Annotated in this window: 10 protein-coding genes; 6 read left to right on the top strand and 4 right to left on the bottom strand. The window is 72.5% G+C overall.

What is annotated here, in order from left to right:
• Positions 1-49: 49 nt before the first annotated feature.
• Complete coding sequence (locus V6V47_RS04965; protein WP_334626764.1) at positions 50-916, bottom strand: MaoC/PaaZ C-terminal domain-containing protein; 867 nt, start codon at positions 914-916, stop codon at positions 50-52.
• Positions 916-2,286, bottom strand: a complete 1,371-nt coding sequence (locus V6V47_RS04960) for a 3-oxoacyl-ACP reductase (protein ID WP_334626763.1) — start codon at positions 2,284-2,286, stop codon at positions 916-918. Before V6V47_RS04960 ends, V6V47_RS04965 begins: the two co-directional genes overlap by 1 nt.
• Positions 2,287-2,341: 55 nt before the next feature.
• On the opposite strand from V6V47_RS04960, the gene V6V47_RS04955 reads away from it, so the two are divergent.
• From V6V47_RS04955 to purB, 6 genes are all read left to right on the top strand, one after another.
• Positions 2,342-3,634: an acetyl-CoA C-acetyltransferase gene (locus tag V6V47_RS04955; protein ID WP_334626762.1), complete on the top strand. Its 1,293-nt coding sequence runs from the start codon at positions 2,342-2,344 to the stop codon at positions 3,632-3,634.
• A gap of 98 nt (positions 3,635-3,732) precedes the next feature.
• Positions 3,733-4,551 carry a TNT domain-containing protein gene (locus V6V47_RS04950; RefSeq protein WP_334626761.1) on the top strand — a complete coding sequence of 273 codons (819 nt, stop codon included), beginning with the start codon at positions 3,733-3,735 and terminating at the stop codon, positions 4,549-4,551.
• Between the two features lie 15 nt (positions 4,552-4,566).
• A complete protein-coding gene (locus tag V6V47_RS04945; protein ID WP_334626760.1) occupies positions 4,567-4,818 on the top strand; it encodes a hypothetical protein in 252 nt (83 codons plus the stop codon).
• 223 nt (positions 4,819-5,041) lie between these two features.
• The gene (locus tag V6V47_RS04940; RefSeq protein ID WP_334626759.1) at positions 5,042-6,025 is read left to right on the top strand and encodes a glycosyltransferase family 2 protein; all 984 of its coding nucleotides are present in this window, start codon (positions 5,042-5,044) and stop codon (positions 6,023-6,025) included.
• Positions 6,018-8,381, top strand: a complete 2,364-nt coding sequence (locus V6V47_RS04935) for a hypothetical protein (RefSeq protein WP_334626758.1) — start codon at positions 6,018-6,020, stop codon at positions 8,379-8,381. The genes V6V47_RS04940 and V6V47_RS04935 overlap by 8 nt, the downstream gene beginning before the upstream one ends.
• Positions 8,382-8,448: 67 nt before the next feature.
• A complete protein-coding gene (gene purB / locus V6V47_RS04930) occupies positions 8,449-9,873 on the top strand; it encodes an adenylosuccinate lyase (RefSeq protein ID WP_334626757.1) in 1,425 nt (474 codons plus the stop codon).
• 173 nt (positions 9,874-10,046) lie between these two features.
• Here the strand turns inward: purB and V6V47_RS04925 are convergent, their stop codons facing one another.
• Entirely contained in the window at positions 10,047-10,610 is a 564-nt protein-coding gene (locus tag V6V47_RS04925) for a YbjQ family protein (protein WP_334626756.1), read from the bottom strand.
• A 23-nt stretch (positions 10,611-10,633) separates the two neighbouring features.
• Positions 10,634-11,317, bottom strand: a complete 684-nt coding sequence (locus V6V47_RS04920; RefSeq protein WP_334626755.1) for a S1 family peptidase — start codon at positions 11,315-11,317, stop codon at positions 10,634-10,636.
• Between the last annotated feature and the right edge of the window lie 115 nt (positions 11,318-11,432).

Below are 11,432 nucleotides of genomic sequence, written 5' to 3'. Positions count from 1 at the left end.
GCACGAGAGCACCCCTGCCAAGCCCGGGAATCCGGTCGGCAGGGATGCGTCAGCGCACGAGACCCGCCAGGTGTGGTCGGCCGAGCGAGTCGTGCAGGGTGAACCCGCCGTCCGACAGACGGGTGAAGCTCACCGTGCCCGGTAGCGGTACCGGCAGCTTGAAGGCGACCTCGACGGTGTAGGCGTCCGGCAACCGATTCTCGAACGCGGCCAGGCAGCGGGCCTTGCTCCACATTCCGTGTGCGATCGGCCGGCGAAAGCCGAACAGTCGCGCCCCGAGCCGGGAGGTGTGGATCGGGTTGTGGTCGCCGGAGACCCGGGCGTAATCCGTGCCGACCCGGGTGTCGGCCCGCCAACGGGCGGTGGCGGCCGGCGTCGCGGGCCGGTCACCCTCATCGCGCCGGGCGCCGCCGCCGTCGCCGCGCTCCCGGCTGAGGTACGTGGCGACGCCGCGCCAGACCTCCGCCCCGGCGACCGAGGCGACGAGCACCACGTCGAGCTGCCGGCCCCGGTCGTGCGGGCGCAGGCGCTCGGCGTACGCGCTGAAGTCCAGCAGCTCACCGGCGAGGATCGCGCGGTGCGCGGTGATCCGGTTGGCGACGTGCACCAGGCCGGTCACCGGGAACGGGAAATCCGGCGCGGTCATCAGCCGCAGCGCCAGCGGAAAGCCCAGCACGTGCGGGTACGTCACCGGCAGCCGCTCGGTCAGCGGAAATCCGCAGACCCGGTCGTAGTCGGCCAGGTGCCCCCGGTCGACCTGGACGCCGGCGACGGTCAGCGTGGTCGCCGGCAGCGTGGGATCCCGGCGGCCGCCGGGCAGCACACCGCGCAGTGCCCGTCGGTACAGCGGGCCGGTGGCCGGCAGTCGGGAGAGGACGACGGTGGTCCGGGGAGCCCGATCGTCCGCGCCGCCCATCACGCCCCCAGCAGGCTCTGGCCGCAGACCCGGACCACGTTTCCGCTGACCGCACCGCTGGCCGGCCACGCCAACCAGCCGATTGTCTCGGCCACGTCCACCGGCAGCCCGCCCTGGGCCAGGCTGTTCATCCGCCGGCCGGCCTCGCGGACCACCAGCGGGATGCGCGCGGTCAGTCGGGTCTCGATGAAGCCGGGGGCCACCGCGTTGACGCTGATGCCCCGGTCGCGCAGGGCCGGGGCGAGCGAGTCGACCAGCCCGATCACGCCGGCTTTGCTGGTCGCGTAGTTGGTCTGCCCCCGGTTGCCGGCGATCCCGGCGATCGAGGACACCGCGACGATCCGCCCGCCGGCCGAGATCAGACCCCGCTCCAGCAGGAGGTCGTTGATCCGTTCCTGGCTGGACAGGTTGACGTCGATCACCTGGTCCCACCGGTCGGCGTCCATCCGGCCGAGCGTCTTGTCCCGGGTGATGCCGGCGTTGTGCACCACCACGTCGACCCGACCGTGTCGGCTGGCCAGATGGTCGGCGAGCCGGGTCGGTGCGTCCGGCGCGGTCAGGTCGAGCTGGACGGCGGTGCCGCCGATCTCGTTCGCCACCGCGGCCAGCGCGTCCCCGGCGGCCGGGATGTCCAGTGCCACCACCCGCGCGCCGTCACGGGCGAGCACCCGGGCCAGCGCCGCGCCGATGCCCCGGGCGGCCCCGGTGACCAGCACAACCTGCCCGTCCAGCGGGCGGTCCCAGTCGGCCGGGGCACTCGCCCCGCCGGAGCCGACCCGGACCACCTGCCCCGAGACGTACGCGGACCGGCCGGACAGGAGGAATCGGAGGGTCGACTCCAGGCTCGTGAGTGTGCCGGCGGAGAGATCCGCGCGGGTGACGTACACGAGTTGCGCGGTGACGCCTCGGCCGAACTCCTTGCCGATGCTGCGGACCAGCCCTTCCAGGGCGCGCTGGGCGGTCGCCTCCCGTGGTGTCGCGCACTCCTGCGGCGGGGTGCCCAGCACGATCACCCGGCCGCTGGGCAGCACGGCCCGTGCCCGCGGGTGGAAGAAGTCGTAGAGCTGGCGCAGGTCGGTCGAGTCGGTGATCCCGGTGGCGTCGAAGAGCAGTGCGCCGTACCGCTGCGGGGTGCCGCTGGGGTCGATGCCGGCGGCCGGGTCGGCCAGCTCGACCTCGGCGGAGGCAAGGATCTTGGCGATCGGTTCGGCGAGCCGGCCGCCGGTGGCCGCGCCGAGCAGCGCCGGCCCGGAGAGCAGCGGGTCGCCGGGGGCGTGCCGGCGCAGTCGCGGAGGGTCGGGCAGCCCGAGGCGCTTGACCAGCGCGCGGCCGGCGGCCGATTGGACGAAGCTCGCGTACCTGTCGGTCATGGGCGTAGCCTACTGGCGAGTAGGGTTCGAGCAACACATGTCGAGGAGGCGGATCGTGCAGAGCATTCGGCGGGTCGCGGTCGTCGGGGGCAACCGCATCCCCTTCGCCCGCTCCAACTCGCGCTACGCCGACGCGTCCAACGCGGACCTGCTCGGCGCGGCGCTGGACGGCCTGGTCGCCCGGTACGGGTTGGCTGGGCAGCGGGTCGGCGAGGTGGTGGCCGGGGCGGTGCTCAAGCACTCCCGCGACTTCAACCTCACCCGTGAGGTGGTGCTCGGCTCCCGGCTCGACCCGCACACCCCGGCGTACGACATTCAGCAGGCCTGCGGCACCGGCCTGGAGGCGGCGATCCTGGTCGCCAACAAGATCGCCCTCGGGCAGCTCGACGTCGGCATCGCCGGCGGCGTCGACACCACCTCGGACGCGCCGCTCGCGGTCAACGAGGAGATGCGCCGCACACTGCTCAAGCTCAACTCCGCCCGCACGCTGGGCGAACACCTCCGGGTCGCCGCGAAACTGCGCCCGCTCCAGCCGTTCAAACCGGAGATCCCGCGCAACGCCGAGCCGCGGACCGGCCTGTCCATGGGTGACCACGCCGCCCGCACCGCGCTGCGCTGGGACATCGACCGAGGCTCCCAGGACGAGCTGGCGCTGCGCTCGCACCAGCGGCTGGCCGCCGCGTACGACCGGAACTTCTTCGACGACCTGATGACGCCGTACCTGGGGCTGACCCGCGACCAGAACCTCCGGCCGGACACCAGCCTGGAGAAGCTCGGCTCGCTCAAGCCGGTCTTCGGCACCCGGGGCTCGGACGCCGAGCGCGCCACGATGACCGCTGGCAACTCCTCACCGCTCACCGACGGCGCGTCCACCGTGCTGCTGGCCAGCGAAGAGTGGGCGCGTACGCACAACCTGCCGGTGCTGGCCTGGTTCAGCTGGTCGGAGACGGCGGCTGTGGACTTCGTGCACGGTGACGAGGGGCTGTTGATGGCCCCCGCGTACGCGGTGCCCCGGATGCTGGCCCGGGCCGGGCTGACGCTTCAGGACTTCGACTACTACGAGATCCACGAGGCGTTCGCCTCGCAGGTGCTCGCCACGCTCGCCGCCTGGGAGTCGCCGGAATTCTGCAAGGACCGGCTCGGCCTGGACGCCCCGCTCGGTGCGATCGACCGGGACCGGATCAACGTGAACGGCTCGTCGCTGGCCGCCGGCCACCCGTTCGCCGCCACCGGTGGACGGATCGTGGCCACGCTGGCCAAGCTGCTCGCCGAGAAGGGCAGCGGGCGCGGGCTGATCTCGATCTGCGCGGCTGGTGGCCAGGGGGTCACCGCGATCCTGGAGCGGTGAACGTCAGCCTCTCGGTGTAAATAGCGACAAAAGCGCAGCTTTACTACCAAATCTCCCGAAGATGAAGGCACTGGTCGTCCTTCATCCGGAGGTTTGTCGTGAAACCCAGTCGTTGGCTCCTCACCGCCCTCTCGGGTGCGGCGCTGGTCCTCCTGCCCGGCGCGGCCCACCAGGTGCCGGTGCCGACCGCGCTGGCCCAGGCCGCGACGCTCGTCGAGGACGGCCCGAGCCGCAGCGGCGGTCAGTCCGGTGGCCAACCACAGCCACCGCCGCAGCAGCAGAGCCTCTGCCGCCCCGGCCTGCCACCGAACGCGTCGGCGACCACCCAGTTCCTCGACAACAACCGGATGCTCGGCCCCGTTCAACTGCCCACCGCGAGCCCGGTCGGGCCGCTGCTCGCCGGCTACCAACGGTTCGGCGCGCAGACCCAGGCCCAGTTCCTGCGCAACTACACCACCGGCTCACCGGCCACCTACTTCTTCCCGCCCCAGGACGGCTACGTCCTCGGGCCGCACGGTGAGCCGATCAAGACCCGGCAGACCATGCTGGCCGGGTACCGCCTGGACCGCTTCGGCTTCCCCGGCGGCAGCTTCCTGGCACCGCTCGGCACCCCGTTCAGCGCCCGCTCGCTGCCACCGCAGAACCTGAACACCCCGCCGGTCCCGCCGCCGCCCCCCAATGTTCCGCCCGCGGCGCCGCTGGCCAACTACCACACCTACTGCGTGCTCAAGCCGTTCGACCTCGACTCGGGCCCGATCGCACCGTGGTTCGCCCAACCCGGCATGGGCACCCAGTTCCAGTTGAACCCGGCGTACCTGCCGCAGGCCGGTGCGACGCTGAACGTCCAGTGGCTGATCGACAACAACTTCCTCGTCGAGGAGTTCCTGGACGGCACGGGCCCCGTCCCGGTCCACTGACGACCGGAGGCGGTCGTGGACCGGCGCGAGTTGCGGGACGCCCTGCTGACCGCCGGGCTGTCACCGGAGGCCTTCGAGGTGGAGGGCGTACACGAGCACGCGTCGGTCCCCACCGACTTCTGGTTCCTGCGGCGGTCGTCGGGCGGAGGATGGGAGGTCGGCGCGTACGAGCGCGGCAGGTACGACGTGCGCCAGGTCTTCGCCAGCGAGCAGGAGGCGGCAGCGTTGCTGTGGCGGGCGCTCACCGGGCGACCCGCGCCGCCCTGACCGCTGGTCGATGCGCACCGCGTCCTATCGTCCCGAGCCGCCCGAAGTCGGGACACCGGAAAGCAGACGTTAACGATTCGTTCAGGGCCTGGCCCGCCGATGGAGACGTCACCGGGCCAGGGTGATCGTCTCCACGTCCACGACGCGGAGATGATCGCTCCTGCGCGCGGAACGGGGCCGTATCACCATGGAGCCCGGCATTCCTGGAACGCCCACCCTCTCGGTGGTCATTCCGATGTACAACGAGGCCGCCGTCATCCCAGTCCTGGTCACCCGGTTGCGGCCGGTGCTCGACGCGCTCAGCGTCGTCTACGAGGTGGTCGCCGTCGACGACGGCAGCCGGGACGACACGGTGTCGATGCTCTCCGACCACGCGCGGGACTGGCCGCAGCTTCGGGTCGTCCGGTTGCGCCGCAACAGCGGCCACCAGGCGGCGTTGACCGCCGGACTGCACCGGGCCGCCGGCCGGTGGGTGGTCAGCCTCGACGCCGACCTTCAGGATCCACCGGAGATCATCGCCGAGATGCTCCGCGCGGCCCGGGAGGACGGCGTGGACGTGGTCTACGGCGTACGAGGCGACCGCAGCACCGACACGCTGTTCAAGCGGAACACCGCCCGCGCCTACTACTGGCTGATGCGTCGGCTCGTCGGCGCCGACCTGCCCGCCCAGGCTGGCGACTTCCGGCTGCTCAGCCGGGATGTCATCGAGGTGCTGCGCCGGCTGCCGGAGCGCGCCCCGGTCTACCGGCTGCTGGTGCCGTCGCTCGGCTTCCCCAGCGCCGAGGTGCGGTACGTCCGCGCGCGGCGGGCGGCCGGCGAGACGAAGTACCCGCTGCGGCGGATGATCGCCCTGGCCTGGGAGAGCATGGCCAACTTCTCGGCCGCGCCGCTGCGTCTGGCCACCTGGCTGGGGATGTCCAGCTTCCTGCTCTGCCTCGCGCTGATCGTGTTCGGGATGGTCGCGTACGTCGCGGGGGCCACGATCCCCGGCTGGACCTCGATGTTCGTGGCGGTGCTGCTGCTCAGCGGGGTGCAGTTGGTCTGCCTCGGCCTGCTCGGCGAGTACGTGGGCCGCATCTACGCGGCCGTACAGGACCGGCCGTCGTTCCACATCGGGTCCGACTCGCGCGACGGCAACACGAGCACCGGGGCGGACCCGACCGGTGCCGAGTCGCGCTTCGCGCCGGCGGTCGGCGCCCGTGGCTGACACCCTGCTCGCCGAGCGGGTCGACGCCCCGGCACCCGCGTCCCGTCGGGTCGCCCTCCGGCCGGCTCTCAGTGCGTTGCCCTGGGCGCTCGCCATCGCCGCGCTGTTCCTGGTCTGGTGGCGCGGCGGCGTGCCGATCCCCGACCTCGCCCGGTACGCCGGCTACTGGGCCCTCGCCCTGGTGCTTCCCGGGACCCTGGTGCACCGCGCGCTGCGCGGCAGCCGGGGCAATCTGCCGGAGGACCTCGCCCACGGTGCGGCCACCGGTCTGCTGCTCGAGCTTGCCGCCTGGGCGTCGACCGCGGCGACCGGCCAGCAGCCGATGTTGCGCTGGTGGCCGCTGCCGGTGCTGGTCGCCTTCGCCGTCGTCCCGAGGCTGCGCCGGCACTGGCGGATCGGTGAGCGCCGCCCGTTGCCGCTCGGCTGGCACTGGGGGATGGGCGCCGCGCTGCTGCTGGTGCTCGCCTGGGGGTACACCCAGTGGCGGATGGTGCCGCTGCCGCCGGTGAACGGTGGCTACTACCAGGATCTGCTCTACCACCTGGGGTTGGTGCAGGAGCTGACCCGGGCGATGCCGTTCGAGCTGCCGCACGTCGCGGGGGAGGAGTTGCGGTACCACTACCTCTCCGACGCCCACCTCGCCGCCAGCAGCATGATCACCGGCATTTCGCCGCCGGTGGTGTTGCTGCGGCTCTGGCTGGTGCCGGTGATCGCGACGGCGGTGCTGCTCGCGGCCGGGCTGGTCCGTGACCTGAGCAGCGCCGCCTGGACCGGCCCGGTGGTCGCCGTCGCCGGCTTCCTCGGGGTGACGGTCACGCTCGCCTCGCCAGCGGCCGCGCCCGGCGAACTGCCGCTGTCGTACGCCAGCCCGTCCCAGACCTACGTGCTGGTGCCGTTGCTGCTGCTCGCCGGCCTCTGCGTCGACGTGGCCCGCGGGCGGGGCCTCGGTGCGGCCTGGCCGCTGGTCCCCGCGCTCGGGCTGGCCTGTGCCGGTTCGAAGTCCAGTGCCCTTCCGCCGCTGATCGCCGGCCTGGGTCTCGCCGCGGCCGTTGCCTGGTGGCGGGAGCGGCGGGTGCCCCGCCCCGCACTGGTGGCGCTGGCCTGCCTGGTGGCGGCGATGGCGGTCGGCTTCCGGCTGTTCGCCGGTGGCGGTGCGTCCACGCTGCGGGTGCAGGGGTTGGCGCTGCTGCACTTCATCGCCCCGTACGCCGAGACCCTCGGCCGGGGGGACGGGATCTGGCCGGCCGCGCCACTGCCGCCGGGCATCGACGACGGTGGCGCGACCGGGTGGCTGTTGGCGTTCGCCGTGCTGGGGTGGTGGGTGCTGGCCCAGGCGCCCCGGATGGTGGGGATGATCCTGCTCGTCAGCCGGGGGCAGCGGAGCGATCCGGCCGTCTGGCTGCTCGCCGGCACGGTGCTGGCCGGGGCCGGCGCCACCTGGGTGTTCCAGCACCCGTCGGTCAGCCAGATCTACTTCTGGATGGGCGTCATCCCGGTCGGCGTCGTGCTGACCGTCTGGTCGCTGGCCGCGACCCGTACACCCTGGCCGGTGCTGATGGCGACCGCCGCGGCCGGCGGGCTGGTGGCGTTCGTGGCGGTCGGGGCGCTGGCGGAGCTTCCCGTACCGGTGATCGCTCGTCCCGCTCCGAGCGTCGGCGGCTGGTTGTGGGCGCTGGGCGGCTCGGCGGCCCGGTACGGCCTGTTCGTGGTGTTGGCTGCGGCTTTGGCCGTCGGGGTGGCCGCTCGCCGGAGGCGGCGGGTCCCGGCACCGACGGGTCGGCGACGGACGGCGGCGGTGGCGGCGGCCGGGGTCACGGCGGCGCTGCTGGGTGCCAGCGTCACGATCGGCGTGGCCGGGACGCTGCACGCGGCGGTGCGGGAGCCCGCCGCGACGAGCGGGCCGCAGCCGTACGCGCTGACCATCGACGAGATGCGCGCGGCGCTCTGGCTGGACGCGCACGCCGCCGACGAGGACGTGGTGGCCACGAACGTGCACTGCCGGCCGACGCGGACCACCCCGCACTGCGATGCGCGGGCTTTCTGGGTGACCGGCCTCGGTGGGCACCGGGCGGTCGTCGAGAGCTGGGGTTACACCGACGCGGCCGTGGCCGCGCACGGCGTCCACAACCTGGGGTACGCCCGGCAGGCCTTCCCCGACCGGGAATTGTTCGATCTCAACGAGCGGGTCTTCACCGCGCCGAGCCAGGCCGACCTGGACCGGCTGTGGACGCAACACGGGGTCCGATGGCTCCTCGCCGACACCCGGGCGGGCGCGGTGTCACCGGCGCTGGCCGGGCTGGCCCCGGTCCGGCTGGTCGCCGGATCGGTCACCATCCACGAGCTGAACGGCCCCTGACTGGCCGCTGCGGATCATCCTCGGCCCGGTCCGGGTGCTGGTCAGCACGTGCGGGAGAATGAGGTACGTGACGACGATCCCGAACGTGCTCGCCAACCGGTACGCCTCGCCCGAACTGGTCGCCCTCTGGTCACCGGAGGAGAAGGTCCGGATGGAGCGGCGGCTCTGGCTCGCCGTGCTCCGCGCTCAGCGTGACCTCGGCGTGTCGGTGCCGGACGGCGTGGTCGAGGCGTACGAGCGGGTGCTCGACCAGGTCGACCTCGCCTCCATCGCGGAGCGGGAGCGGGTCACCCGGCACGACGTGAAGGCCCGGATCGAGGAGTTCAGCGCGCTCGCCGGGCACGAGCACGTGCACAAGGGGATGACCTCGCGGGACCTCACCGAGAACGTCGAGCAGCTCCAGGTGCGCGCCTCACTGGAGCTGATCCGGGATCGGGTGGTGGCCGCCCTGGCCCGGCTGGCCTGGCTCGCGCACGAGCACACCGAGGTGGTGCTGACCGGCCGCTCGCACAATGTGGCGGCGCAGGCCACCACGCTGGGCAAGCGCTTCGCGTCGGCCGCCGAGGAGCTGCTGATCGCGTACGAGCGCCTGGAGGAGTTGATCGCCCGCTACCCGTTGCGGGGGATCAAGGGCCCGGTCGGCACCGCGGCGGATCAGCTCGACCTCTTCGACGGCGACGCCGACAAGGTGGCCGAGCTGGAGCGGCGGGTGGCCGAGCACCTCGGCTTCAACCGGGTGCTGGACAGCGTCGGGCAGGTCTACCCGCGCTCGCTCGACTTCGACGTGCTCGCCGCGCTGGCTCAGACCGCCGCCGCGCCGTCGTCGCTGGCCACCACGATCCGGCTGATGGTCGGCCAGGAGTTGGCCACCGAGGGCTTCAAGCCGGGCCAGGTCGGCTCCAGCGCGATGCCGCACAAGATGAACACCCGCTCGTCCGAGCGCGTCAACGGCTTCGCGGTGATCATCCGGGGCTACCTGTCGATGGTCGGCGAGCTGGCCGGTGACCAGTGGAACGAGGGCGACGTCTCCTGCTCGGTGGTCCGTCGGGTGGCTCTGCCGGACGCCTTCTTCGCCGCCGACGGGCTCTTCCAGACCTTTCTCACCGTGCTCGACGAGTTCGGCGCGTACCCCGCGGTGATCAACCGAGAGCTGGAGCGGTTCCTGCCCTTCCTGGCCACCACGAAGATCCTGGTGGCGGCGGTCCGGCGGGGCGTCGGCCGGGAGGTCGCGCACGAGGTCATCAAGGAGCACGCCGTCGCGGTGGCGCTGGGCATGCGGGAGAAGGGCAACCCGGAGAACGACCTGTTCGACCGGCTGGCCGCCGATGGTCGCCTCGGCCTGAGTCGCGCCGACATCGACCTGCTGGTCGCCGACCGCAGCGCGTTCGTCGGCGCTGCTCCGGCCCAGGTGGCAGCGGTGACCCGCCGCATCACCAAGGTGGTTGAAACCCACCCCGAAGCAGCCACCTACAGCCCACCCCCCATCCTCTAACCCCCACCCCACCCCACCCCGCCCCGCCCCGCCCCGCCCCACAAGCTTGCCGCGCCCCCGCCTCGTGCCGGTGATCAAGAGGTTTGTGTCATCGTCGATCTCCTGGATGACGCAAACCTCTTGATCACCGGGGTCAGGGCGGCGCAGCGCAGGGCCTGGCGGGCGGGGGTGGGTTAGTCGCCGGTGGGGGTTTCGGCGGCGGTGCGGAGGTTGGGGGCGCTGGCCGGTTCGGCGATGCCGCCGGGGGCCTCCACGACCTCCGCCTGGTGCGCGGTCTCTGCCGCGACCGCCGGCTGGTCGGCGGGCATGACGTCGGGCATGACGGGTACGACGATCACCGCCGTGCCGTACGCGCAGATCTCCATCCACATCTCGCCGCAGTCCCGACTGTCGAACCGCATGCCGATCACCGCGTTCGCGCCCAGCCGCAGGGCCTCCTCGCCGAGGCGGGCCACCGAGTCGGTGCGCCACCGGGTCAGGTTGTCCGGTGCCATCGGGTCGTACGCCCCGCCGCGCAGGTTCTTGACCCCCTCGCGGTAGGGGTTGCGCGTCCTGGCCATCGATGACACCACCTCACCGAGAATCTGGCGGATCTCGTAGCCGGGCAGTTGCTCCGTCGTCACGACCAGCACGTTTCCGATGCTGTCAGGAGCAGCGCGACCCGATCGTGAGCATTGTTCACCTGATCGGATGCTGCAAAACAACGCGGCGCGGACGGTCGGCACGGGGCCGACCATCCGCACCGCGCTGGCGTTAACCGTCAGACACCGGCCGTCGAGGTGATCCAGGCCCGGTTGTACGCGACGCTGCCGTAGTTCTGGATGCTCGACCCGTCGGCCGTCGAGGCGACCCCGACCTGCTGGCCGTTGTAGAACTGCGGGCCACCCGAGTCGCCCCGCCAGGCGTTGCCGTTGACCCGGGTGCTGCGGATCGCCTGCCCGCCGTACGCGTCGGTGGCGCTGTTGCTCGTCACCCGGACGGTGGCGGTCTTGAGCTGGCTCGACGCGGAGCAGCCGCTGTAGCAGGTCATGCCCCAGCCGTAGATCGAGTTCGTCGAGTTGATCGGCGGGTTGCTGCTGGCCAGGCTCACCGCCGAGGTGCTGACGGTGCTGGAGAGCCGCATGAGGGCGAGGTCGTTGCGGGTGTAGGTGGCGCTCACGGTGCGGGTGACCCCGCCCGAGGCGCGGTAGACGCTGCCGACGCGGACCGACATGGTGCCGCTGATGCAGTGGCGGGCGGTGAGCACCCACTGCGAGGAGATCACGCTGCCGGAGCAGGTGAACGAGCCGTTGCTGAACACCGCCGCGGCCCAGGGGGCGGACGACACGGTGCCGCCGCCGATGATGGGTTGCGGGCCGGCCGGGGCGGCGGCTGCGCCGGAGGCGGCGCCGAGGACGCCGACCAGTGCGGTGCCGAGCAGGGCGAGCAGGGGACGGATGCGCATCGGGGGGACTCCTTGGACGGACGGGCCCGGGGTCGCCGGGCTCGGGAGGGCGTCGGCGAGGGTCCCCGCCAACGCTGACATCGAACACTGTCGATGTAGATTAGGGCCCGAGCCC

It is taken from the genome of Micromonospora sp. CPCC 205539 (assembly GCF_036906815.1).
GTDB lineage: Bacteria > Actinomycetota > Actinomycetes > Mycobacteriales > Micromonosporaceae > Micromonospora.
The sequence above is the reverse complement of the archived record's forward strand: the minus strand, read 5'-3'. Positions and strand labels throughout refer to the sequence as shown.